The following is a 23,664-nucleotide window of genomic DNA, read 5'->3' on the forward strand; positions in this document are numbered from 1 at the left end:
CCCGACCCGGGCAGGCATCCTAAATCCAGGATTCGGCGAGACTTGCTTCCAATCGGGGCGAGAGGATTTGAACCTCCGGCCTCACGGACCCGAACCGTGCGCTCTAGCCAAGCTGAGCTACGCCCCGTTTTGCATGTTGCGTGAAGAGCATCATAGCGAGCGGCGGGGATCTGTCAACCGCATCAATCGCGGGACTTCAATTCGGCGGCGGTCGGCGGGTGCGGGGCGTGGCGTTCGAGAGGGGTCTGCGCCTCGTCGAGGAAGGCGTGCCAGTCGCGTTCCAGCTCGCCGAGGTCCTCGCCGAAGGCGCGGCGGAAGGCGTCGAAATGGGACTGCGGCGACGGCGAGGCCTCCTGGGGGCTGCGGAGGAGGTCCAGGAACTTCACGAACGAATCACCCCGGCGGGCGCGGAGGAAATAGGCCAGGGCCCAGGCCTGGGCGTAGGGGTCGCGGCGGTAGCCCTGGCCGAAGCCCCTGTCGCGGAGGAGTGGTTCCAACGGCGGCGCGGGCTGGATCTTCCGCCAGTCGAGGAGGCGGATGTCGTGGGGGCGGCCGATCCCGGCCCATCGGCCGCCGCGGACGACCTCGAACTGCATCGCCAGGCCCTCCTGGAGCCAGATCGGGAAGGCGTCGTGGCGCGGTAGCAGGCCGCTGTCGACGGCGAGCAGGTGGACCAACTCGTGGGCCGCCATGCCGTCGTCGTAGGCCCGCCGCTCGGCCTCGAGCAGCAACTCGCCGCGACGGACCTCGCGATCGAGTCGCTCGATCAGCGCCTTCGCCTCCGCACGGCCGACGACACGGGGCCGCTCGCCCGCCAGGCCCACCCGCAGGCGGCCGTCGGGGGGGAGCCGATCGAGGGCCGTGCGGAACGCCTGCAGCTCGTCGCGACGTTTGGCGAAGGCCGTCCGGTCCTGGCGTTGCAGCTCGCTGCTGCGGGCGTCGTAGGCGACCACGGCGTTCCAGGTCGGGTGGTAGTAGCCTCGCGTCGAGCCGAACGCCGAGGCGTCGTGCGTCGTCAGGAAGGCCTGGTAGTCGCTGCGATCGGCGAACCAGGCGAAGACGAGGCGACGGCGAGGGACGGTCAGGGGGACGCCCGATCCGGCGAAGAGGAGGTGATAGGCGGTCGTCAGCCGCTCCAGCAAGGCGACGCGCTCGCCCGCCTCGGCCTCGGGATGCTGGTGGAGCAGCACCACGTGCGGCCCCCGCTCGACCCGCACGGCGATCCCCAGGGCCTTGCGGAAGGGCTCGAAGTCCGGGTCGTCGCAGGGGGCCTTCAGCTTCTCGACGACCGCGACCATCCGCCGCGTCGGCTCGTGGTCCGGGGCGGCGGCGTGGATCTTCGTCAGCTCCTCGACGGCCTCGTCGATCAGGCCGTTCTCCAGGGCCCACCAGGCCTCGGCGAAACGCTGGACGGGAGCCTTCCCCTCCAGGGCCTTCCGCCGGGCGGCCCATTCCTCGGCGGGGACGAAGCCGGGGACGCGCTTCTCCAGGTCCTCGGCGCGGAAGGCGTAGCGTTCGCCGGCGAGGTCGATCGTGATCCCGGTCTTTTCCGCGACGGCCGGCGCCTGGATGCGGCCGCCGTCCTTGAAGTAGATCAGGTCACCGCGGAGGCCGACGCTCGCGCTCGCCGCCGCCAGAAAGCCCAGCAGGGCCGCCGCGATGCTGCTACGGAGAGTCCGGGGGAACGGTCGGATCGGCGGGCGGGCGTGCTTCATCGGGATCTTCCCCACCTCGCGGCGACGGCGACGCCTGACGTTGCCTCCGTCCCATTAAACTCGAACGCCGGCCGGGAGTCATCGCGAACCAAGTCGGGGGGGCCGGCGTAAGGATGGGCACGACCGGCGACGAAATTCGTCGGATTGGAAAGACGGTGTCGTCTCGACGGGTCGGATTCCGTCGTATCGGATGACGGAGCTGATGGAAACGGAATGCAACCCGAGTCCACCTCAGGGCGATTGGTTCATGACAAGGAGGTCGATATGCTGGTGCTCAGCCGCAAAGCGATGCAGTCGGTGGTGATCGGTGCGGACATCCGGATCACCGTGATCCGCGTCGAGGGGAATCAGATCCGCATCGGGATCGAGGCCCCGCAGGACGTGAGGATCCTCCGCGGCGAGTTGCTCGACGACTCCCAGGAAGACGGCGACGACTGCGGACGCCGACACCTGGAATTCGCCGCGCCCCTCTCCTGAACGGAACGCGCGAGCGAGGGGTTCACGACTCCGTCCCGACGGCCGCCCCGCGCGGCCTGGGAGATTCCCCGCACCTGGAGGATCGCTCGTCGCCATGACGAGGGTCCGATCGGGCCGCGAGACCCGAAGGGCTGGATCGCCCGATTCCTCAGCGTTTGGAGCACCGACTCCGACGGCCAGGCCGTTGCGACGCGGGAGATCTCCCGGCGCCGCCCGCCGTCCCCTCGCGCCCCATTCCCGAGAGACGGCCGCACACCGGCGGGCCGAACTCGGGCCGATGCGGACCCGTGCCATGGAGAGGGCTGGGATCGCGACGCCCCGCGAGGGCGACTTCCTTCCCGCCCCTGGGCCGCGATCGTCCGTGCGCCCGCGCCGCGACGTCGTCGAAGAGGTCGCGGACGGGGATTGCGGCGGGAACGATGGGGGGCCGATCGCGGTGGATCAGATCGGCGGGCCGGCCTCGCCGCCTTCGCCGCCCTCGGCGCTCTCGTCGACGTCGCCGCCGCTGAAGGCCTGGCGGGCGGGGTCGCCGACCATGAAGTTCTCCAGGCAGAGGCCGATCTTGGAGACGACGGCGTTCTTCTCGGCCGTGGGATACTCGAAGATCAGGGCCACCTTGTACGGGGACGTCTTGGAGCCGTAGAGGTAGACCTGCAACTCCTTGGCCTCGGTGGAGATCGTCTTCGCCAGGAAGGAGTTGGCCTGCTTCTTCTCCTTGACCTGCTTATTCTCCTGCTTGAACTGGCCGAGGTCGACTTCGGCCCCGGTCGCGGTGCGGACCAGGTCGACCACCTCGGCGTTGAAGTCGCCGCGGGGAGGAGGCTCGGGCTGGGGGGCGGCGCCCTTCTTGGCCGCCGCCTTGGGCCGGTCGACCCGCGCCAGGACGTGCAAGCTCTGCTTCTCGGGCTCGAGGAACGTGTTCTCGACGTCGAACCGGCCGGGCTCCAGGGCCGCGAACTGGAAGGTCTGGGTCGGGCCGGTGAGGTTCTTGGGCGGGCGGATGTAAATGCCCAGCTCTTCCAGCTTGCCCTTGGCGACCGGGGCGCCCAGGTTCTCGTCGAGCCGCTTCTCATACTTCATGCGGTCGAGCGTCTGCTCGATGCGGAAGTCGTAGTTCTTCATCCCGCAGCCGACCGCCAGCAGCATCCCGAAGCTGATCAGCATCGCCCGTGCGCGTTTCATCAACGAAGGTCCTCTCGATTCGCCTCGCCCGCCCGCCGACGGCCCCGGCGCGTTCCCGGTCGACCCTGGTTCGTGGTAACTTCAGATCATAGTCCCCCGGGCGGGCCGACGCCAGCCGGCGGCCGGGTTTGACGACGGAGGCGGAACGATGACCGGACCCGACGACCCCAGGCCCGACGAGCCCTGCGGGGACGACCCCGTCCAGACCGGCCGGCCGATGCAGATCATCGCGCTGGTGAAGCCGTTCCGCGCCCAGGCCGTGCTCGCGGCGCTGGAGTCGGTCGAGATCCTGGGGGGCGCCGTGCGCGAGGCGATGGGCTACGGCCGCCAGAAGAACCGGCTGCACCAGTACCTGGGGAGCGAGTACAACACGTCGTTCCTGCCCAAGGTCGAGCTGACCGTGTTCGTCGAGCAGCAGCACGTCGCGGCGGCCGTTCGCGCGATCGCCGACAACGCCCGCACGGGGAGGATCGGCGACGGCAAGATCCTGGTCCTGCCCTGCTTCCACGACTACTTATGCTGGTAGTCGGAGGGCCGGGGCGGGTCGCCTCAGTGGACGGCCTCGATCCAGAGGATGCGGCGGACCTGGACGACGGGGGACTTGCCGTCGGCGTCCAGCTCGATCCGCACGGCGCGTTCGCCGGAGTCCTCGGCGCGGAGCAAGGCGTGGTCGCCGCGGTCCTGGAACCAGCGGACCATGGCGACGCCGTCGACCCAGGCGACGACCATGCGGCCGTCGAGCGAGGTCAGCGACTCCTCGTCGTCCTTCGCGAAGGCGACCGAGGCGCCGCGGGCCAGCACCGGCTCCATGGCGTCGTCGGGGACCGCGAGGCAGCGGCCCTCGCGGCGGGCCTCGAGCCACTCGCGCTCGCCGCGGCCGCGCTCGGCGCGGAGCGTGTCGTGGTCGTGACGCGACGCGGATCCCAGGCCCTTGACGTCGCGTTCGCCCGTGGTCAGCGAGCGCTCCGACTCCAGGAACCGGGCGGTCGCCGAGCCCAGCTCCGGCGACGCCTCGCCTTCGAGGAGCTGCAAGGCCGTCCGCAGGAGCGCGCCGACCATCACCGTCGGCTGCGCCGGGCCGTCGCCGCGGTCGTGGCGGGTGGAGGGGCGGAACTTGGGGCCCTTGCCGTGGAGCAGCCAGGTGGGCTCGACCGCCGTCAGCTCGATGATCTTGAGCACGACCTCGGCCGGGACGGTGACGCCCCCTTCATAGTTATACCAGGTCCGCACGGGGATCCCGAGCCGACGCGCCATCTCGGGGCCGCCCCGCTCGCCGAACAACTCCAGGCGCAGGATCGCGAGCCGCTCGGCCAGTTCGAGCTTGGCGCGCAACGAATCCGGAAGCGTCTTTCGCCGAGCCATGTCAGCCCCGTCCTAATCTTTAGGTCGACCATTCCTAGGAAATCGCCCGCGTCCCGCGACTCCCTATTCGCGCAGGACATTCGTCCGATAGCCTTTTATAGCAGTTAGACGAAAAAAATCAATTGCGGAGACCCGACGTTGCAAAAGTTCAACATTCCTCACGACGGACGGGGGCTGAGGCCGTCGGCGAGGCGTCGGGCCGCCGGCGGGCTCATTCGTCGTCGTCGAGCTTGAGGTCCATGAGGAACTGGGCCACGGCGTCGTCCTCCTTGCCGGCGGGGGCGGCCTCGGCGGCGACGTCCACCGTCTCCTCGGCGGGCTTGGGCTTCTTGTCGGCCGACTTCTTGGAGGCCTTCGCGGGCGCGGGGGCCGGCTCGGGCTCGTCGTCGAGGGGGATGGCGTCGTCGAGCCCGGCGACGTCGACGTCGAAGCCGTCGTCGTCGGCGGCGTCGACGCTCACCTCGAAGTCGTCGGCCTCGTCCACCTCGACGGCGTCGACGACCGCATCCAGCTCGGCGGTGTCGCCGCTCGGGCCGTCGGCGGCGGCCGCGCCCGCCTTGAGGGGGTCGACCCGCAGCGCGACGCCGCCGATGCCGATGACGTCGCCCGCCTTGAGCGGCTGCTGGCCCAGCACGCGCTTGCCGTTCACGTAGGTGCCGTTGGAGCTGCCCAGGTCGCGGACCATCAGGCGGCCGTCGGCCTCGAAGACCTCGCAATGGCGCCGGCTCACCTGCGAGGAGCGGATCCGGATCACGCAATCGTCGTGACGGCCCACGCTGTTGACGCCGTCGATCAGCCTGAGGGCGGTGACGTCGCTCCGCCCCTTGACGACCTTGAGTGTGTAATTCATCGCGAATCGATCTCGGCTGCTGGACGGACCGCAAGGGGGGGGTCGCGAGGGCGGTCGGGGAGGACCGCCGGGGCGCTCGCGCCCATCTTAAAAGTACATCCTCGACGGCCGGCAAGCAAATGGAAAGCCTTCGGCCGGCCGCGGCGGCCGCGTGCGTCGCCTTTTTCGGGTTTCGGGGGAGACGGCTTGCAATCGCCGTCGACGTCTCTATACTGAGTCTACCGCTCGACGAGGGGGCCCACGCGGCCCTTCCCCACCTCGCCGACGGCGCGGCCCTCCGGCCTCGATTCGCGGGAGTAGCTCAGGGGTAGAGCACCACGTTGCCAACGTGGTTGTCGTGGGTTCAAATCCCATCTCCCGCTCTCTGAATAGCCATCTGGGTTGGCCGTTTTCGCTCGAGCGCGTCGGGTGCGTGTTGGCGAGTCAAAGCCGCCCAGCCCGATTTGACCCGAGGAAACGCCTCTCATGACACCTGGCGAAGACAACGAGCTGACCACGTCGACCAGCGTCGAAGAGCCCGAGGGCGAAGCGACTTCGGTCGAACCGGAGAAGCGGAAACTCGATCTCGACGTCCAGGTCAAAGACGCCGGCGCCTGCAAGAAGCACATCACCATCACGATCCCTCGGGCGGAGATCGACCGCCAGTTCGAGGAATCGCTCGGGGCCCTGCAGAAAGAAGCGCAGGTCCCCGGCTTCCGCCCCGGGCGGGCCCCCAAGACGCTCGTCGTCAAGCGGTTCAAGAAGCAGGTGGCCGACCAGGTCAAGTCGACGCTCCTCATGGAGTCGCTCGAGCAGATCGACCGCGACTACCAGCTCAACCCGATCACCCAGCCCAAGCTGGACGTGGCCGCCATCGAGCTCCCCGAGGAGGGCCCCCTGGCCTTCGACATGGAGGTCGAGGTGCGGCCCGAATTCGCCGTCCCGAGCTACCAGGGCCTGAAGGTCAAGCGGCCCGTCCGGACCGTGACCGACAAGGACGTCGACGTCCAGTACGAGCGGTTCCTGGAGCGCTACGCCCGGATCGTCCCCAAGCTCGAGGGCGGGGCCGAGATCGGCGACTACCTGACCGCCGACCTGACCTTCCTCCGCGAGGACGGCGCGGTCATCAACGAGGTCAAGGAAGTCCAGTTCCGGCTCCAGCCCGAGCTGCGGTTCCAGGACGGCCGGATCCCCGCGATGGGCAAGGCCCTGGCCGGAATCAAGCCCGAGGAGACCCGCGAGGCCGACGCCGAGCTGGGCACCTCGGTCGCCGACCCCTCGCTGCGGGGCAAGGCGGTCAAGGTCAAGGCGACCGTCCACGACCTGAAGCAGGTGCAGCTGCCGGAAGTCCACCACGAGTTCCTCCAGGGGATCGGCTTCGACAGCGTCGAAGAGCTGCGCGGGGCCGTCCGCGACGCCCTGGTCCGCCGCATCGAGGCCCAGCAGCGCCAGGCGGTCCGCCGCCAGGTGCTCGACGCCCTGATCGAGGCCACCCCGTTCGAGCTGCCCCCCGACCTCGTCTCCCGCCAGGAGAAGGGGACCGCCTCCCGCCTGGTCATGGAGCTGCGCGAGGAAGGCTTCTCGCCCGAGGACATCCGCGCCCGCCAGGCCGAGATCCGCGCCAACGCCCACGAGATGACGCTCCGCTCCCTCAAGGAGTTCTTCATCCTCGCCAAGGTCGCCGAGGCCGAGGACATCAAGGTCGAGGACGAGGACCTGGAGCTGGAGATCGAGGCCATGGCCGAACGCTCCGGCGAGAGCGTCCGCCGCGTCCGCGCCCGGGTCGACAAGGAAGGCCTGGCCGACGCCATGGCCACCCAGATCCTCGAACGCCGCTCGCTCGACCACATCCTCAAGTCGATCGAGTACGAGGACGTCGCGGCGGACGAGCCCGACGTCGCCGTCGAGACCCTCGACGAGGCCGCCACCCCCGAAGCCGAAGCCCCCGAGGGCGACGAGGCGGCCGCCGCGGAGTAATCCGGCGTCCCCCCCTTGAATTTCGGTCGCGCCGGCCTCCAATATTCCCACGGGTCGGCGCGACCGACTCCATTCGACTCGCCCACGACCTCGTAGCAAGCAAGCAGCCGACTGCGAAAGGGATCGCCCCATGCCCTTCGACCACCCGCTCGCGGAGCCGAAGCTTCAGCGCTATCGCGACTACGCCCGCCAGAGGCAGATGACCCTCGGCGACCTCCTGCTGGAGAACCGGATCGTCTTCCTGGAAGGCGTGATCGACGACGGCGTGGCCAACAACGCCGTCATGAAGTTCCTGTACCTCCAGTACGAGAACCGGACCCAGGGGATCAGCTTCTACATCAACAGCCCCGGCGGCAGCGTCAGCAGCACGCTGGCGATCTACGACACGATGCAGTTCATCGAGTGCCAGATCGCCACCTACTGCATCGGCCTGGCCGCCTCGGGCGCCGCCGTCCTGCTGGCCGGCGGCAGCAAGGGGCGGCGGTTCTCGCTGCCCCACTCGAAGATCATGATCCACCAGCCCTACGGCCAGGTCGGCGGCCAGGTCTCGGACATCGAGATCCAGGCCGAGGAGATCATCAAGAGCCGCCACGTCATCAACGAGATCCTCGCCCGCCACACCGGCCAGCCCATCGAGCGGATCGCCAAGGACACCGAGCGCGACCGCTACCTGACCGCGACCCAGGCCAAGGAGTACGGCCTGGTCGACGAGGTCGTGGGCCGGATCGGCGGCCTCAAGGGCGCCGACGGGGGCGTCGCGCCCCCGACCCCGACCCCCGGCGGCTATTGATCCCCCCGAATCCACCGCTGCGGAACGGAAGGCCGGCTCGCATCCCGACTGATAGAGAGGCTCATCACCGATGCCACTGGTTCCCATCGTCATCGAACGTAGCGGTCGCGAAGAGCGAGCGATGGATATCTATTCCCGCTTGCTCCAGGACCGAATCATCATCCTGGGGACCGCCATCGACGACAACGTCGCCAACCTGGTGGTCGCCCAGATGCTCGTCCTGGCCCATCAAGACGCCAAGGCCGACATCCACCTGTATATCAACAGCCCCGGCGGCAGCGTGACCGCCGGCATGGCGATCTACGACACGATGCAGTGGGTCCCCTGCGACGTCGCCACCTACTGCATGGGCCAGTGCGCCAGCATGGGCTCGCTCCTGATGACCGCCGGCGCCAAGGGCAAGCGCTACGCCCTGCCCAACAGCCGGATCATGATCCACCAGCCGCTCGCCGGCATGGAAGGCACCGCCACCGAGATCCTGATCCATGCGGAGGAGTTCATCCGCATGAAAAAGGCCCTCAACGACATCTACCGCAAGCACACCGGCCAGAGCCTCGAACGCCTCCAGGAAGACACCGACCGCGACCGCTTCATGTCCCCCGAGGAGGCCAAGGACTACGGCCTCATCGACCATGTCGTCGACCGCGCCCCCGTCTTTCCGGCCCCGACCGGCAACCCCGAGAAGATCTGAGCCCCGCCCCCCGCGCCGGGCCTTTCCCGATCGCCGAAATCCTCGTCGCCGCGTCCGTCCCGGGCGCGGCGTTTTTCATGCGCCCCGGTCGCGGCCCCTCTCTCGCCCTTCCTCCCGAAATCGCCTTTGGATACGGCTCGCGGCCCCTTTATACTACATCTGTAAGAACAGAGGAGGGGTCGGGCGAAGGAGGGGCGCACCATGATCGATCCCGCACGTTGGCTGCCTGATCTTGAGCCCGGCGGGCGGCCGGCGCTCCTCATCGCGATGCTCCTCTCGGCATTTCTCCTGGGCGCCGTCTTCGTCGCCGCGCGTCGCCCGAACTCCAGGCTCGGCCCCTTGCCCCTGTCGGCCAGCCCGCATCTCCGGGACGTCGTCGAGCCGATCGTGCTCGTCGAGTCGATCTCGATCGACGACGGCGGCAGCCGAGGAGCCTCCTTTCGCGACGCGCGGGGCAAGGACTGCGACTTCTGCCTCGTCGATTACGGGCTCCAGGATTGGGGCAAGGCCGTGCGTCCTGATGCGATCGCCTTCGACGCCTGGGGGGACGGCGACCCGGTCCCCGTCCGAGGGCCCGACGAGCGCGCGTTGCTCGGCTTGCTCGAACGGTGGGCGGCTACCGCCCCTCTCGCCATCCCGGTCAAAAGCCTCTCCGATCGACACGAGCGCGGCGAGATCAGCACTCAGGCATTTCGAAACGCGTTGACCGAGGACCAGGTGAAGTACGCGCGCGTGATGGCGATCCTACGGGTCCTCCGCAACCGGAACTGAGGGCTGCCCAATGAAGGCTTCACGCGGTCGAGGCTTCATCGTGGGCTCGGTCGCTCTCCTGGCCGCCTGCGTCCTCGCAACTGTATGCTTCATGAGGTCTGGCCGCAGGCCGCTGCACCCTTCCGCCCGCCCCCTGCCCCTCTCCGCCAGCCCCTTCCTCCGCGATGTGGTCGAGCCGATCGCGATCGTCCAAGCCCTGCCGTTCAGCGACGGCGGCAGCGTCGGCGTGCAGTACCGCGACGCCCGGGGCGTCGAACGGAGCTTCTGCCTGGTCTCCTTCGCCCTCGACTTCGACGATCCCCCGCGGCCGTCCGAAGTCGCATTCGGCTCGGTGTTCCCCTCGCGCGTCACGACGCCGGTCGGGTCGGACGACGAACGCGCCCTGCTCGGGCTACTGGAGAGGTGGGCGGCGGCCGATCCCGAGGGGCGAGAACTGGACCGCCAATCGCATCGGATTTCGCGCCGCGAGATCTCCTACGGCGACCTGTCCGCCGACGCCGGCTTCAAGCTCGTCGTCAGGTCGATCCTGCGGAAACTCCGAGCCCGAAACGAAAAATGAGGCTGCCCGGATGCGGCCCTGTCAACCGGCTTGGTTCGTCCGGTTTCCTTGCGTTTCCCCCGCGTTTTCGGCCCTCGGCTTCGGCCTGCGAAGGGCCAAACAACGCGAAAATCCCACCAATTCCGAAAGCTACGGCGATCCGGATTCGGCGACGAGCTGGGCGAGGATGGCGTCGTTCGCCTCGGGGAAGCGGTAGCCGGCCAGGCCTTTCGCGGGGACCCAGATGCAGGCGTGTTCGGGGGCGGGCTCGGCGACGGGGTCGGCGGGCGTGCAGTCGAAGAAGTGGAGTCGGACGCGGCCGTGGGGGTAGGCGTGCTCGACGACGCTCCGCAGGCGGGTCGCGACGACGGCCAGGCCGGTCTCTTCGAGGCATTCGCGGACGGTGGCCTGCTCCGGGGTCTCGCCCGGCTCGACCTTGCCGCCGGGGAACTCCCAGTAGCCGGCGTAGACCGTCCCCGGGGGGCGGCGGCGGATCAGGAAGCGATCGCCCCGGCGGATGACGCCGATCCCCCCCAGGATGAGGGCGTCCCCGCCGTCGGCGGCCATGTCAGACCTTGCCCTTGGCGAGGGCGCGGCCGGGCGAGCCCATGACGTTGTAGCCGCAGTCGACGTGGAGGATCTCGCCGGTGATGCCGCTGGACAGGTCGGAGAGCATGAACATGCCCGCCGCGCCGACTTCCTCTCGGGTGATGTTCCGCTGCATCGGGGCGACGGCGTCGTAGAGGCCCGACAGGTCGTCGAAGTCGCCCACGGCCGAGGCGGCGAGGGTCTTCACCGGGCCGGCGGAGACGGCGTTGACCCGGATGTTCTTGGGGCCGAGGTCGTAGGCCAGGTACTTCACCGAGGCGTCGAGCGCGGCCTTGCAGACGCCCATCATGTTGTAGCCGGGGACCACCTTCTCGCCGCCGTAGTAGGTCAGCGTCAGGATCGATCCGCCGTCGGGCATGACCTTCGAGGCGTAGCGGGAGACGGCGGCCAGGCTGTAGGCGCTGATCTCCATGGCCGTCTTGAAGCCCTCGCGGCTGGCGTCGACGAACGCGCACTTGATGTCGTCGAGCGGGGCGAAGGCGATCGAGTGCAGGACGAAGTCGAGCTTGCCGTAGGTCTCGCCGGCCTGCTCGAAGACGCGGGCGATGTCCTCGTCCTTCTGGACGTCGCACGAGGCGATCAGCTTGGCGCCGATCGGCTCGGCGAGCTTCCGCACCCGCCGCTCCATCTTGTCGCCGGGCAGGTGCGTGAAGCCGACCTCCGCGCCCTCGTCGAGGAGCTTGCGCGTGACGGCCCAGGCGATGCTGAAATCGTTGGCGACTCCCAGCACCACGCCCTTCTTCCCGGTGAACAATCCCATCGTTTCTCCCTTTCGGACGCCTCTCGGCTTTTCCACGAATTGCAGGCCGCCCCGATTCATCGACCGGGGCGCAGTCCTGTACAATACCCGCACGAGGATGGACGCTCAACGTCCAGTTTACCCGCGCGACGCCGCGACGAGACGAGGGGCGAGTTGGAAACGGAACCGTCCGAACCCGTCGTGCCGACCGCGCCGCCCGGGGCCGCCGCGCCGCCGCGACGCCCGGTCCTGGAGCGGATCGTCCGGATCGGCGTGCTGGTCGGCCTGGCGATGCGGATCTGGGAATACTCCGACCTGCGATCGCTCTACATCGACGAGGCCGCGCTGCTGACGAACCTCGTCGACGTGCCGGTCTTCGACTTCGGGCACATCCTCAAGCAGGACCAGCTGGCGCCGCCGGGCTTCCTCGTCGTCGAACGGCTGCTGGTGCGGCTGCCGATCCCCGTCGAGGCGTCGGGCCGGCTCTTCCCCCTGCTCTGCGGGCTGGCGAGCATGCTGCTGATCGCCCCCCTCGCCCGCCGCTACCTCGACCGGCTCGCCGTCCCGATCGCCGTGTGGATGCTCGCGCTGGCCGACCACCTGATCTACTACTCGGCCGAGATCAAGCCGTACACGTGCGACCTGATCGGGGCGATGGCGACGCTGCTTTTGGCCGTCCCCCCCGGCTCGGCGGGGCCGTCGCGGCGTCGCCTGGCGGCGCTGGCGGCCTGGGGGGTCGTCGCCCCCTGGTTCTCGTTCCCCGTCGTCTTCGTGCTGGCGGGCGTGGGCCTGCACCTCATCGTCCGGGCCTGGCGGGCCGACGGCGCGCGGGGCGCGGCGCGGGCGGTCGCCGTCTGCGGGGGATGGTTCATAAGCTTCCTGGGCTGCTTCTTCGTCTCGCGGGCGATCGTGAGCAAGGGGGACTTCCTCTGGACCTGGTGGAACTTCTCGTTCCTCCCGATCCCGCCCCGGAGCTGGGTCGACGCCCGGTTCACGATCGAGACCGTCGCCAACGTCTTCATCAACCCCGGCAGCGTGCTGACGCCCTTCGGCTTCATCAGCACGGCGATCCTGGCCTCGGCCCTGGCGTTCGCGGGGGCCTTCTCGCTGGGGAGACGCTGGCGCGGGGGGCTGTTCGTGCTGCTGACTCCCCTGCTCTTGCACCTGGCGGCGTCGGCCCTGCGGCAGTACCCGTTCCACGGCCGGCTGATCCTGTCGCTGGTGCCGACCTACCACCTGCTATTGGCCGAAGGCATGGCGGCCGTCGGCCGGGCGTCGCGGCCCTGGGCCACGCTCGTGCTGGCCCTGGCGTTCGTCGGCGGCCAGGCGGGCGACATCTTCTGGAACCAGATGGTCATGCCCAGGTCGCGGTCGCGGCCGTTCGACACCCACGGCGACCTCAAAAATGACCTTCTGGACGACCTGGACTTCCGGCGCAAGATCAAGCCGAAGACTCCGGAGGCCGTCCCTCTCGGCCTTCACGAGCCCGGGCGATCGTCCTTCTCCCCCCCGTGGGAGAAGGTTGCCGGAGGCCGGATGAGGGGCTCGTCATCCGACGCCGACCTTCTCACAGCCCAGGGCCGCACCGGCTTCGAGGTTCGAGGATCCGGGATTGGGATCCCCCTCATCCGGCCCTGCGGGCCACCTTCTACCACCAGGGGAGAAGGACGATCGGCCACGGCCTCGACGCTCGTACCATCCCATCCGGCGACGGCAGGATGACCTTCGAATCCCGGCGCGTCGGGGGCTGGGTCGCGATCCTGGGGACCTTGCTCGTCGCGGCGGGCTTGCGGATCTACGACCTCGGTGCGGCGAGCTTCTGGTACGACGAGGTCGTGACGATGCGGCTGGCGGAGACGCCGACGCCGGCGGCGATGCTGCGGCTGCTGTCCGAGATCGACGCCACCCGCGCGCCGCTGCATCCGCTGCTGCTCCAAGGCTGGCTGAGGGCGTTCGGGAACTCGGAGGCGTCGGGGCGGGCCCTGAGCGTCCTCTTCGGGCTGGGGACCGTCGCGTTGCTCGCGCCGCTCGGCCGCCTGGCCTTCGACCGAACCACCGGCCGATGGGCGACCTGGCTGGGGGTGGTCAGCCCGCTGCTCGTGTACTACTCGCGCGAGGTCCGGATGTACGCCCTGCTCGTCTTCCTGACGACGCTCGCCTGGACGCTGCTGTTCGCCTTGCGGGCGTCGACGACGCGGGCGAAGACGATCGGCTACGCGGTTTGTTGCGGGGCCCTGTTGTTCACGCACCCCCTGGGGCTGCTCATGTGGGGGACGCTGGCCAAGGCCTCGGCGCTCGACGCCCGGGGGTTCTTCGGCTCGCGGCGGGCCTGGGCGGCGGTGCACTTCGGGGTGCTGGCGGCCGCGGCCCCATGGCTCGTCCGCTACTTCGACCACGCGCCCGAGTTCCTCACCGGGACGCTGCCGATCAGGTTCCTGCTGGGGACGCCCATCGGCTTCCTGGGGGGCAATTTCCTGACGCTTGCAGCGATGACGGGCCTGATCGCGTACGGGCTGACGCATCGCCCAAGGGACCCGGACCGGCCCATGGGCGTCTGGGTCGCGCCGGCCGGCCTGACGCTCTGGCTGGTCCTGCCGCCGACGATCCTCTACGCCTATTCCGCGGTCGCGAACCCGATCTTCGGTCCGTCGCGATACACGCTCTTCTGCGCGCCGGCGTTCCTGGTCCTGATCGCGCAGGGGCTGGCCCGGCTGCCCGTCGGGGGCCGCTGGGCGGCCGCCGCGGGGATGTCGGCCCTGGCGTTCGCGACGCTCCCCGGCCTGGCCTACGACCCCGACGCCAGGGCCGACTGGCGGGGCTTCGCCGCGCGACTCGCGTCCGACGTGCAACGCGACCCGGGCTTGCGGCCGATCGTGTTCGTCGCCTCGGCGTCGCGCCCGAACGTCGAGGTCGAGACGGCCCGCTATTACCTCGGCCGGCTCGGCCCGGTCGTCGACTTCGCGACGTTCGAGGCTCGTCTCCACGACCGCGAAGGCCGCACGGCCTACCTGGCCGCGGGGGCCCGGTCGCTCGCCGGGCTCGACCCCAGCTTCGCGGCCCGCGTCACGGCCGCGGAGCCGGCCTGGACGCGGGGGCCGCTGGTGTTCCGCCTGCGGGCGGGGGCGCCGGCGCCGTCTCCGGGGACGCCTCCAGGACCGGGAACGCCAGGCCGTTGAGCTCCTGCGAGAAGGCCGAGCGCGCCTGGCCCAGGGCGCGGGCGGTGGCGGCCCCCATGCGCAGGCTGCGCTCGCGCATCTCGCCGGCCACGGCGCCGAGGCCGAGGGACTCGGCGATCTTGAAGACCGACTGGACCTGCGGATCCTGGCCGATGTCGGCCGCCGCGCCCGGGTCGACCTCCTCGGGCCGGACGGTCGCGTTCCGCGAGCCGTAAAGGACCCACCCCTGCGGGCCGCGGACCCAGAGGGCGACGTCGACCTGGACGCGGCTGAGGTCGGGGGCCATGTCCATCCGCGTGACGACGGCCCCGGCCCCCCCCTTCGCGGCGATCTTCGCCAGCGCCGGGGCGAGCGGGTCGACGGCCGCGGCGTCGGGGTCGAGCAGCTTGCCGATCTCGCCGAGCGCCGAGCCGAGGTCGAGCGGGGCGTCGAGCGGCCGGCCGCCGTCGGCCGGGTCGGGGAGCAGCAGGTTGTTGTATCGCAGGAACCGGCGGCCGGCGTCGACCGAGACCTCGGTGGCCGCCCGGCGAGCGAGCCATTTCGCCTCGGGCTCGGCGACGATCGGCATGAGCTTGTCGAGCGGCGGGACCTCGTCGCCGTCGGCCGTGAAGCCCCGGCCCTCGATCGCGTCCTGGACCTCGCCGGGCGGCCGGTCCTCGGCGTCCGGCAGGCCGCAGAGCCAGGCCAGGGCGAGCATGCGCCGGCTGGCGTCGGAGTTCCGCTCGGCCGAGCGGCAGCCGTCGCGGGCGATGCGCACCGAGAGCAAGGGGGCGTCGAGCCCATTGGGATCGTCCAGACGCTTCAGCTCGCCGTCGATCCAGGTCGCGACGCGATCGCCGCCGGCCTTCCCCCGCTCGTCGCGCCAGGCTTCGAGTCGCTTCCGGCGCTCGGCGAGGGCCGGCTTGCGCATGGTCTCGGCGTTGCGGATCCACCTCGCGGCCAGCTCGGGGACGTGGGCCTGGGCCCAGTCGCGGCGGACGAGCATGTCGAACCCGACGCGCGGCCCGGCGGCGGGCGACGTCACCAGGCCGAGCAGGACCTTGCCGTCGCGGAGCGTCACGCGGTCGGCGACCGTCAGGGCCGGCGGGGCGGCCTCGGGCCTCGCCGCTCGGGGCTTCTTCGCCTCTTGCAAGGGCGGGGCGATCGCCAGGCAGGCCGCCGACAGCACGACGCTGAGCATGATCCACCTCGTCGGGATTTCCCGGTCGACTTCAAGCGAGGGGCGGTTCGCCCCTATTATAGAGCGGTCCGCCCGCCGCAAGGGGGCCTGTTGCAATTCCGGAGCCGCGGGGCGATCGAAGCCATGCCGACCCACCTGGAGCCGCTGGGCGACCGGGCCTTCCTGGCCCGGTTCGACGCCGAGGACGACGCCCGCCGCTGGGCCGTCGCCGTCCGTGCGCGGGGCTTCTCCGGGGTCGTCGACGTCGTGCTCGCCTACCGCTCGACGGCCGTGATCGCCGACCCCGAGGCCTGCGACCTCGACGAACTCGGGCGTGCGCTCGGGGAGCTGGCGCCGGTCGACGTCGGCGCGGTCGGGGGCGTGCGTCACGTCCTGCCGGTCCTCTACGACGGGCCCGACCTCGACGAGGCGGCGGGTCGGCTGGGGATGGACCGGGACGAGCTGGTCGCGCGGCATTCGGGGCCCGACTACCGGGTCTTCGCCGTCGGCTTCCTGCCGGGCTTCCCGTATGCCGGCTACCTCCCCGACGAGCTTCGCGGGCTGGCCCGCCGCGACGAGCCCCGGCTGCGGGTGGCGGCGGGGTCGGTGGCGATCGTGGGGCGGCAGACCGGCGTCTACCCGATCGCGTCGCCCGGCGGCTGGCATCTCCTCGGCCGCACGCCGCTGCGGATCGCCGACGCCGAGGCCGGCCGGTTCCCCATCCGCGCCGGCGACCGCATCCAATTCCGGCCCGTCGACCGCGAGGAGTTCGAAGCGAGGTCCGATGAACGCCTCGAACGCTGAACCCCGGTCGATCGACGTGAACGCCGACCTCGGCGAGGGCTTCCCCCACGACGCCGCGCTCCTGGAACGGGTGACCTCCGCGAGCATCTCGTGCGGCGCCCACGCCGGCGATCCGGAATCGATCCGTTGCACCTTGCGCGAGGCCCTCGCCCGCGGCGTCGTCGTCGGGGCCCACCCCGGCTATCCCGATCGCGAGGGCTTCGGCCGCCGCGACAGGGACCTCGACGCCCAAATGGTCGAACGCCTGATCTGCGATCAGGTCGCCGACCTGCGGCGGCTCGCCGACGAGGCCGGCGTCGAGATCCGCTTCCTCAAGCCCCACGGGGCCCTGTACAACCAGGCCCAGAGCCGGGAGGCGACCGCGCGGGGCGTCGTCGCGGCGGCCGTCGCCCTGGGCCTGCCGCTGCTCGGCCAGCCGGGGACGCTCCCGGAAACGCTCGCGCGGTCGGCGGGCGTCGTTTACATCCCCGAGGGCTTCCCCGACCGCCGCTACCGCGCCGACGGCTCCCTGACGCCCCGCGCCGAGCCCGGGGCCGTCCTCGAAAGTCCGGACGAGCTGGCCGCGAACGTCCGGCGGCTAGCCGCGGGCGGCCTCGTGCAGACGCTCTGCATCCACGGCGACGAGGCCGAAGCCCTCGCCAACGCGTCGCGGCTCCGCGCGATCCTGGACGACCTGGGGATCGCGGTCCGGCCGTTCGTGCCGGGGCGATCGTGAGCACCGGACGCATGGGCCTGCTCGCGGTCGACCCAGGATTCTTCACGACGGTGCAGGACCTGGGCCGGCCCGGCGCGCGAGAATTCGGGGTGCCGCTGGGCGGGGCCTGCGATCGCGAGTCGCTGGCGGTCGCGAACGCGCTGGCGGGGAATTCCGCCGACTGCGCCGCGCTGGAGCTGACGCTCCGCGGCGGCCTGTTCGAGGCCCGGTGCGACCTGGGGATCGCCCTGGCGGGGGCGGCGATGGCGGCGACGATCGTCGGCGAGGACGGCCGGCGTTCGATCGCGGTGCCGTCGAGCGCCTGGCTGCGCGAGGGCGGGCGGATCGAGCTGGGCCGCGCCGGTCGCGGCGCGCGGACGTACCTGGCGACGCCCGGCGGCTTTCAGACGGACTCCTGGCTCGGCAGCCGTTCGGCCGAGCGTCCCGTCCGCGCGGGGGACGTGCTGCCCGCCGGGCCGAGCCGCCTGGCCGCTCGCAGGCCGGCGGACGTCGGCGCGGCCGAGGCCGTCGCGGAGCTGCGCGTCCTCCCCGGCCCGGACTGGGCGCTGCTGGACGACCCCGACGCCTGGATGCACGCGTCGTTTCGGATCGGCGTGCAGAGCAATCGCATGGGGATGCGGCTGGAGGGGGGGCCCGTCGCGGTCGTCCCGACGCCGGAACGGCTCTCCGCGGCCGTGACGCCGGGGGCGATCCAGGCGGCCGGAGGGCGGCTGATCGTGCTGGGCGTCGCCTGCGGCACGATGGGGGGCTATCCCCATGTCGCGCAAGTGGTTTCGGCCGATCTCGACCGCCTGGGGAGGCTCCGGCCGGGCGACGCGGTCGGGTTCCGGGCCGTGTCGCTGGCGGACGCGCGCCGGCTCGATCGGGAGGCGCGTGAGGCCCTGCACGCCCGGACCTTGCGGATCGCCGCGGCGGCCCGCGACGGGCCGAGTTGAGCTTGCCCGAGGGGGCCGATTGGGGTACACCACGGCCTCTCCACGTCGCCTTTTGGGTGTCCCAGGCAGGGGTCGTTCGATGTCGCATGCTCGCCGAGGCCGGCGCGTCCTGGCGGTGATGGCCTGCACGGCCGTCGCGGCCGCGGGTGCAGGCTGCCACTCGCCGTTCCACCGCCCCACCGACGTCCCGCACGCGGCCTCGCCCACGCCCTCGGCCCCGGCGGCGCCCGTCGCCAGCGTCGAACGCGCGGCGGTCCCCGAGCTGGCCCCGGGCGTCGCCGCGACGACCCCGCCGCTCCCCTCGCGATCGCTCCCGAACACCCCGACGCCCCCGGCCTACGCCCCGGTCGAGGCCGTCGCGACGACCGCGGTCGAGCCGGCCCCCACGCCGCTCCTCGACGCCGCCCTGCGTCGGGCCGAGGCCTCCGAGGAGGCCGAACGCCGGGCCGTCGAGATCGCCACGGCCCCCCCGCCCAAGCCGCCGCGCGAGCCCGAACCGGAAGCGCCCAAGATCCCGTTCCCCCCGGCCGCCGAGGCCGAGCCGGCGCCCGCCGAGGCCGCCCCCGAAACGCCGAAGCCGCCGGCCGAGGCGCCCAGGGAGGCGCCGAAGTCCGACCCGGCCGTCGAGACCGCCTCGGCCGAGGCGGCCGACGCGGCCGACGCCACCCCGCCGCAGCCGACGCTCCCGTCGGAACTCGCGGCCGGGCCGATCGCGGAGGCCGACGAGCCCGAGGCTCCCGAGGAGCCGGCGCTGACGATCGACGCGGTGCGGCTCTGCCGCAAGATCCACGGCTTCGGCTCGTTCGAGCCGCTCGACGCCCAGGCCCTCAGGCCCGGCCGCTCGGCCCTGGTCTACTGCGAGCTGGGCGGGCTGGAATACCGGGCCGACGGCGACGAGTTCGTCTCCCACGTCGCGACCCGGGTGGAGCTGGTCCGGGCGGGCGGGGACGACAAGGTTTGGGAAGTGGCGGGCGAGGCCGAGGACCGCTGCCGGACCCGGCGCCGCGATTCCTACGTCGGCACCCTCGTCACGCTGCCCGAGACCCTCGCCCCGGGCGCGTACACCCTCCGCCTCTATCAGGCCGACGCGACCTCCGGGCGGACCGCCGCCGCCGAGATCCCCGTCACGATCGCCCGCTGAGACCGTTTCCCCCATGCGGTCGGGGTTTGCGCGCCTTGTCAAAGCCGCCTGCGCGGACGACAATAGATGGACGGGTACGCACTTCGCCCGCCGTTTCAGGGGGGATGCCACGATGACGACCGCGATCCGACCTCGCGCCCTGGCGCTCGGCCTCCTTGCGTCCGCGGCGGCGCTGCTCGGCCCCTCGCCGGCCGCCCCCGCCCGCACAGCCCAGGATCCCACCGCGGACGGCGCCGTGATGGAAGAGCCCGTCCAGGGCGAGGTCATGGAAGTCGACCCCAACGCCCCCCAGCGCAAGCGGACGCGGAACCGCGGCGGCGCGCGCAAGGCCGCCGCGAAGTCGGCGACCGCCAAGCCGGCCGACGCCGCGAAGGCCGACGCCGCGAAGGCCGACGCTCCGAAGGCCGACGCCCCCAAGGCCGCCGAGACCAAGCCCGGCGAGCCTTCGTTCGCGCGCGACGTCGCCCCGATCCTGGTCGCCAACTGCGTCGGCTGCCACACCAGCCCGAACGGCAACGGCTTCAAGCGCGGCAAGCTCGACATGGGTTCGTTCGAGAAGTTCATGAAGGGGGGCGCGAGCGGCCCCGCCGCGGTCGCGGGCAAGGCCGACGACAGCCACCTGATCCTGCGGGTCAAGGGCGAGGAAGAGCCGCGGATGCCCCCCAACAACGACGCCCGCCTCGGCGAGCCGGCGATCGCCGCGTTCGAGAACTGGGTCAAGGCCGGCGCGAAGCTCGACGCGGGCCTCGACCCCAAGGTGCCGTTCAAGACCTACGCCGCCTCGCTCCAGGACGTCTCCAAGGCCAAGCTCGCCCAGCTCAGCCCCGAGGAGCGCGACGCCAAGGTCAAGGCGGCCGGGCTCGACCGCTGGAAGAAGGCCAACCCGGCCCTCAAGCCCGAGATGGAGACGTCCGAGCACTTCGCCCTCTTCAGCACGCTCCCGAAGGACCACGCGACCGCCGCCCTCAAGTCGATCGAGGCCCAGCTCGCCGCGATCCGCCGCGTGCTCGGGACCGAGATGACCGAGTGGCCGGAGAAGGTCAGCTTCTACGTCTTCTCGGAGCGCAAGGACTACGTCGAGTTCGTCCGCACGGTCAAGCCGCGCGAGGTCGACGATCTGGAGGAAGGCGACGCCGACCTCAAGACGCCCCAGCCCTACGTCGTGATCGTCGCCCCGCACGACTCGCCGGCCGACGCCTCGGCCGCGGCCCCCAAGCGGAAGGCCCGCGGCCGTCGCGACGCCGAGACCGCCGACGGCCGACGCACCCTGACGGGCCTGCTGATCGAGAACCTGGGCAAGGGCGCGGTGCTGGCGACCGGCTCGTCCCCGCGGTGGCTCGCCGAAGGCCTGGGCGGCTATCTCGCCAGCGGCCTCGAGCGCCGCAGCGGCCACTTCGTGAAGCTCCGCCGCGTGGCCCTCGACGCCTTCCGCCTGGGCTGGCCCACCAAGGCCGGCGACGTCCTCGGCGGCGGCGAAGGGGTCTCGCCCGAGGAGTTCCGGGGCGTCAGCTTCGGCCTGGTCGAATGCCTGAACTCCCCCAAGTACCGCCCCCTCTTCCCCCAGTTCCTCAAGGAGATGAGCAAGGGGGGAGAGAAGCTCGACGACGCCATCAAGGAGGTCTACGGCGCCGACCGAGAGAGCTTCCTGACCGAGACCGGCGAGTGGATCGCCGCCACCTACGGCGGCGACGAGTGACCTCCTGAGGCCCTACCACGGAGCGGGGCTCGCCGAATCATCCTTCTCCCCTCGTGGGAGAAGGTGGCCGGAGGCCGGATGAGGGGCTCGTCATCCGACGCCGAGCTTCTCGCAGTCCAGTCCGCAACGGCCTCGAGGATCGAGACCCGTATTGAGGTCCCCCTCATCCGGCCCTTCGGGCTACCTTCTCCCACCAGGGGAGAAGGATGAGGGCGCACCGCGACGCCCCGGCCCGTTTTTTCGCAATTCCCCGTTCGTGATCGGCGATCGCGGCCCATTGTCTTCTAAAGCCCCCGCGTTCGAGAGGTGTTGACGAGGAGCCGAGGCCGACGATGCGACGACCGAATTCCGATTTTGAAAAAGAGCGACCGAAGCCAATTTCGGCCGCGGAAATTCTGAATTAAATACCATTATACCAAAGACTTACGGAAATTCATAACGACTTACAAGCCGGCGAGCGAACCCGATCCGAAGCCGATCCGAAGCCGATACGAACCCAGGGGCGACGGCCCGCGGCTCGGCCCCGTCCGGTCGCTCCCGAGAGTCCCTGAGAGGTCCCCGCGAACATGGCCCGAATCGTCGTCTTCGGCTCGTCCAACACCGACATGACCGTCCGCGTCGCCCGCCTTCCCGCCCCGGGCGAGACGGTGCTGGGCGACGGGTTCGCCGCGACGCCGGGCGGCAAGGGGGCGAACCAGGCCGTCGCCGCCCGCCGCGCCGGGGCCGAGGTCGTCTTCGTCGCGGCCGTCGGCGACGACGACCTGGGCCGGCGGGCCCTCGACGGCTACCGCCGCGAGGGGATCGACGTCGCCCACGCCAGGGTGGTCGCGGGCGTCGCCTCGGGCGTGGCCCTCATCTCGGTGGCCGACGACGGCGAGAACATGATCGCGGTGGCCTCGGGGGCCAACATGAGCCTCGCGCCCGAGGACGTCGCCGCGCTCCCCGACGCCCTCTTCCGACCCGGCGACCTGCTCCTGACCGGCCTGGAGATCCCCCGGCCGACCGCGCTCGCCGCCATGCGGCGGGGGCGGGCCGCCGGCATGACCGTGATCCTCAACCCGGCCCCCGCGCCCAGGCCCGGCGACCCGGCGACCGAGGAGCTGCTGGCGGCGGCCGACGTCGTCACCCCCAACCGGATCGAGGCCCGCGCCCTGGCCGGGACCGAGCGCGACGCCGGCCCGCTCGCCAACGCCGAGCGTATCCGGACCAAGGGCCCGAAGACCGTGATCGTCACCCTGGGACGGGAGGGCTGCCTGGCGACGACGGGGGCCGAGGTCTACGAGATCCCCTCGCGCAAGGTCGACGCCGTCGACGCCGTGGGGGCGGGCGACGCCTTCAACGGCGCTCTGGCCGCGGTCCTCGCCGAGGGCCGGCCCCTGGGCGAGGCCCTCGCCTGGGCGACGGCCGCCGCGGCCCTGGCGGTCACCCGGCCCGGGGCCCAGGCGGCGCTGCCGACCCGCGAGGCCATCGACCGCTTCGTCCACGTCGAGGACTGAGCCCGGCGCGGGCCCGGCCCCTTCCCCGGCGGGTCCGGGTCACTTCTTGACGAGAGGCAGGATCTCGATCTTGCGGAAGTGGACCTCGGCGCCTTCCGACTGGAAGGTGAGCTTGCCCTTGGTCACGCTCGACTTGACCCCGACGTTCACGACCTTGCCGTTGAGGATGTTGGTGATCGAGTCGCCGTCGCAGACGACCTCCAGGGTGTTCCACTCGCCCAGCGGCTTCTCGACGTCCTTCGGCCCGCGGTAGCCCACCACGTCCTTCCAGGCCGGGTCGCGGCCCCACCAGTTGATCCGCCCGCCGTTGAAGGTGCGGACGACCGCGCCGGCACCGTCCGGCTGGTAGTACCACTGGCCGTCTTCCCCCTTGCGGACCTCGCTCGTCAGGCTCATCCGCGTCCCCTCCGGCTGCGCCACGACGAGGAGGTCGCCGGTGCCGCCTTCGATGAGCTGGCATTCCATCGACTGCATCCAGTGCCCGCTGATGACCGAGTCGCCGCCGAAGCAATGCAGCAGGACGCCCGAGTCGCGGGCGTTCTCGACGCGGGGCGGCCAGGTCTTCGTCCCCCAGCGGAACTCGGCGATCAGTCGATAGTTCGAGTACTCCTCGCGGGTGACGACCCCGCCCCACTCCTTCCCGGAGATCTGCAGCACGCCGTCGACGACCGTGAAGACCTTGTCGGGGTCCTCGTACTTGTGGTCGTGCAGATAGGTGTAGAACCCGGTCAGGTCCTTGCCGTTGAACCGGAGCAGCGGCGCGGGGTCGGCGGCGGCGGCCGCGGGGACGAGGTTCAGGGCCAGGACGAGAGCCGTCAGGGCCGCAAGGGATCGGGTCGTGGGCATGTCGGGGGTCGCCTTT

General features: G+C 71.1%; 23 protein-coding genes and 2 tRNA genes. 16 read left to right on the forward strand and 9 right to left on the reverse strand.

The window, feature by feature from the left end; genetic code table 11:
- Positions 1-52: 52 nt before the first annotated feature.
- Together PZE19_RS11500 and PZE19_RS11505 are read right to left on the reverse strand one after the other, a co-directional pair.
- Positions 53-127: transfer RNA gene (locus PZE19_RS11500), tRNA-Pro, on the reverse strand.
- 55 nt (positions 128-182) lie between these two features.
- Positions 183-1,715, reverse strand: a complete 1,533-nt coding sequence (locus PZE19_RS11505; RefSeq protein ID WP_277860760.1) for a DUF1570 domain-containing protein — start codon at positions 1,713-1,715, stop codon at positions 183-185.
- A gap of 264 nt (positions 1,716-1,979) precedes the next feature.
- Between PZE19_RS11505 and PZE19_RS11510 the strand changes: the two genes are divergently transcribed.
- Positions 1,980-2,192 carry a carbon storage regulator gene (locus tag PZE19_RS11510; RefSeq protein WP_277860761.1) on the forward strand — a complete coding sequence of 71 codons (213 nt, stop codon included), beginning with the start codon at positions 1,980-1,982 and terminating at the stop codon, positions 2,190-2,192.
- Positions 2,193-2,633: 441 nt separating this feature from the next.
- Here the strand turns inward: PZE19_RS11510 and PZE19_RS11515 are convergent, their stop codons facing one another.
- Positions 2,634-3,374 carry a hypothetical protein gene (locus PZE19_RS11515; RefSeq protein WP_277860762.1) on the reverse strand — a complete coding sequence of 247 codons (741 nt, stop codon included), beginning with the start codon at positions 3,372-3,374 and terminating at the stop codon, positions 2,634-2,636.
- Positions 3,375-3,522: 148 nt separating this feature from the next.
- On the opposite strand from PZE19_RS11515, the gene PZE19_RS11520 reads away from it, so the two are divergent.
- Positions 3,523-3,900 (forward strand): P-II family nitrogen regulator, encoded by a 378-nt coding sequence (locus tag PZE19_RS11520; RefSeq protein WP_277860763.1) that lies wholly within the window; start codon positions 3,523-3,525, stop codon positions 3,898-3,900.
- 23 nt (positions 3,901-3,923) lie between these two features.
- Here PZE19_RS11520 and PZE19_RS11525 read toward each other — a convergent pair whose 3' ends face one another.
- Together PZE19_RS11525 and PZE19_RS11530 are read right to left on the reverse strand one after the other, a co-directional pair.
- Positions 3,924-4,736 (reverse strand): S24 family peptidase, encoded by an 813-nt coding sequence (locus PZE19_RS11525; protein WP_277860764.1) that lies wholly within the window; start codon positions 4,734-4,736, stop codon positions 3,924-3,926.
- A 211-nt stretch (positions 4,737-4,947) separates the two neighbouring features.
- Positions 4,948-5,586, reverse strand: a complete 639-nt coding sequence (locus PZE19_RS11530) for an FHA domain-containing protein (protein ID WP_277860765.1) — start codon at positions 5,584-5,586, stop codon at positions 4,948-4,950.
- A gap of 290 nt (positions 5,587-5,876) precedes the next feature.
- On the opposite strand from PZE19_RS11530, the gene PZE19_RS11535 reads away from it, so the two are divergent.
- From PZE19_RS11535 to PZE19_RS11560, 6 genes are all read left to right on the forward strand, one after another.
- Positions 5,877-5,948, forward strand: a tRNA-Gly gene (locus PZE19_RS11535).
- 103 nt (positions 5,949-6,051) lie between these two features.
- The gene (tig, locus tag PZE19_RS11540) at positions 6,052-7,542 is read left to right on the forward strand and encodes a trigger factor (protein WP_277860766.1); all 1,491 of its coding nucleotides are present in this window, start codon (positions 6,052-6,054) and stop codon (positions 7,540-7,542) included.
- A 130-nt stretch (positions 7,543-7,672) separates the two neighbouring features.
- Positions 7,673-8,332 (forward strand): ClpP family protease, encoded by a 660-nt coding sequence (locus PZE19_RS11545; protein WP_277860767.1) that lies wholly within the window; start codon positions 7,673-7,675, stop codon positions 8,330-8,332.
- 70 nt (positions 8,333-8,402) lie between these two features.
- Complete coding sequence (locus PZE19_RS11550; RefSeq protein WP_277860768.1) at positions 8,403-9,023, forward strand: ATP-dependent Clp protease proteolytic subunit; 621 nt, start codon at positions 8,403-8,405, stop codon at positions 9,021-9,023.
- Between the two features lie 201 nt (positions 9,024-9,224).
- Positions 9,225-9,794, forward strand: coding sequence for a hypothetical protein (locus PZE19_RS11555; protein ID WP_277860769.1), 570 nt, complete (start codon positions 9,225-9,227; stop codon positions 9,792-9,794).
- A gap of 10 nt (positions 9,795-9,804) precedes the next feature.
- Complete coding sequence (locus PZE19_RS11560) at positions 9,805-10,353, forward strand: hypothetical protein (RefSeq protein ID WP_277860770.1); 549 nt, start codon at positions 9,805-9,807, stop codon at positions 10,351-10,353.
- Between the two features lie 129 nt (positions 10,354-10,482).
- Here PZE19_RS11560 and PZE19_RS11565 read toward each other — a convergent pair whose 3' ends face one another.
- Positions 10,483-10,899 carry a (deoxy)nucleoside triphosphate pyrophosphohydrolase gene (locus PZE19_RS11565; RefSeq protein WP_277860771.1) on the reverse strand — a complete coding sequence of 139 codons (417 nt, stop codon included), beginning with the start codon at positions 10,897-10,899 and terminating at the stop codon, positions 10,483-10,485.
- 1 nt (position 10,900) lies between these two features.
- The gene (locus PZE19_RS11570) at positions 10,901-11,701 is read right to left on the reverse strand and encodes an enoyl-ACP reductase FabI (protein WP_277860772.1); all 801 of its coding nucleotides are present in this window, start codon (positions 11,699-11,701) and stop codon (positions 10,901-10,903) included.
- A gap of 153 nt (positions 11,702-11,854) precedes the next feature.
- Here PZE19_RS11570 and PZE19_RS11575 point away from each other — a divergent pair, with 153 nt between their 5' ends.
- Entirely contained in the window at positions 11,855-13,402 is a 1,548-nt protein-coding gene (locus PZE19_RS11575; protein WP_277860773.1) for a glycosyltransferase family protein, read from the forward strand.
- On the forward strand, positions 13,399-14,856 hold the full coding sequence (locus PZE19_RS11580; RefSeq protein WP_277860774.1) for a glycosyltransferase family 39 protein: 1,458 nt from the start codon (positions 13,399-13,401) through the stop codon (positions 14,854-14,856). Before PZE19_RS11575 ends, PZE19_RS11580 begins: the two co-directional genes overlap by 4 nt.
- Here the strand turns inward: PZE19_RS11580 and PZE19_RS11585 are convergent.
- Positions 14,744-16,036, reverse strand: a complete 1,293-nt coding sequence (locus PZE19_RS11585; RefSeq protein ID WP_277860775.1) for a hypothetical protein — start codon at positions 16,034-16,036, stop codon at positions 14,744-14,746. The two genes, PZE19_RS11580 and PZE19_RS11585, sit on opposite strands and share 113 nt — an antisense overlap.
- A 123-nt stretch (positions 16,037-16,159) precedes the next feature.
- Here PZE19_RS11585 and PZE19_RS11590 point away from each other — a divergent pair, with 123 nt between their 5' ends.
- The 6 genes from PZE19_RS11590 (at position 16,160) to rbsK (ending at position 22,802) form a co-directional block, all read left to right on the forward strand.
- Positions 16,160-16,819 carry a 5-oxoprolinase subunit B family protein gene (locus PZE19_RS11590; protein ID WP_277860776.1) on the forward strand — a complete coding sequence of 220 codons (660 nt, stop codon included), beginning with the start codon at positions 16,160-16,162 and terminating at the stop codon, positions 16,817-16,819.
- On the forward strand, positions 16,800-17,534 hold the full coding sequence (locus PZE19_RS11595; RefSeq protein ID WP_277860777.1) for a 5-oxoprolinase subunit PxpA: 735 nt from the start codon (positions 16,800-16,802) through the stop codon (positions 17,532-17,534). The genes PZE19_RS11590 and PZE19_RS11595 overlap by 20 nt, the downstream gene beginning before the upstream one ends.
- Complete coding sequence (locus tag PZE19_RS11600; protein WP_277860778.1) at positions 17,531-18,469, forward strand: 5-oxoprolinase subunit C family protein; 939 nt, start codon at positions 17,531-17,533, stop codon at positions 18,467-18,469. The genes PZE19_RS11595 and PZE19_RS11600 overlap by 4 nt, the downstream gene beginning before the upstream one ends.
- A gap of 79 nt (positions 18,470-18,548) precedes the next feature.
- Complete coding sequence (locus PZE19_RS11605) at positions 18,549-19,610, forward strand: hypothetical protein (protein ID WP_277860779.1); 1,062 nt, start codon at positions 18,549-18,551, stop codon at positions 19,608-19,610.
- A 112-nt stretch (positions 19,611-19,722) separates the two neighbouring features.
- Positions 19,723-21,306, forward strand: a complete 1,584-nt coding sequence (locus PZE19_RS11610; RefSeq protein ID WP_277860780.1) for a c-type cytochrome domain-containing protein — start codon at positions 19,723-19,725, stop codon at positions 21,304-21,306.
- A 566-nt stretch (positions 21,307-21,872) separates the two neighbouring features.
- The gene (rbsK, locus tag PZE19_RS11615; RefSeq protein WP_277860781.1) at positions 21,873-22,802 is read left to right on the forward strand and encodes a ribokinase; all 930 of its coding nucleotides are present in this window, start codon (positions 21,873-21,875) and stop codon (positions 22,800-22,802) included.
- Between the two features lie 39 nt (positions 22,803-22,841).
- On the opposite strand, the gene PZE19_RS11620 is transcribed toward rbsK, so the two are convergent.
- Positions 22,842-23,648: a 3-keto-disaccharide hydrolase gene (locus PZE19_RS11620; protein ID WP_277860782.1), complete on the reverse strand. Its 807-nt coding sequence runs from the start codon at positions 23,646-23,648 to the stop codon at positions 22,842-22,844.
- Between the last annotated feature and the right edge of the window lie 16 nt (positions 23,649-23,664).

Source organism: Paludisphaera mucosa (assembly GCF_029589435.1).
Lineage (GTDB): Bacteria > Planctomycetota > Planctomycetia > Isosphaerales > Isosphaeraceae > Paludisphaera > Paludisphaera mucosa.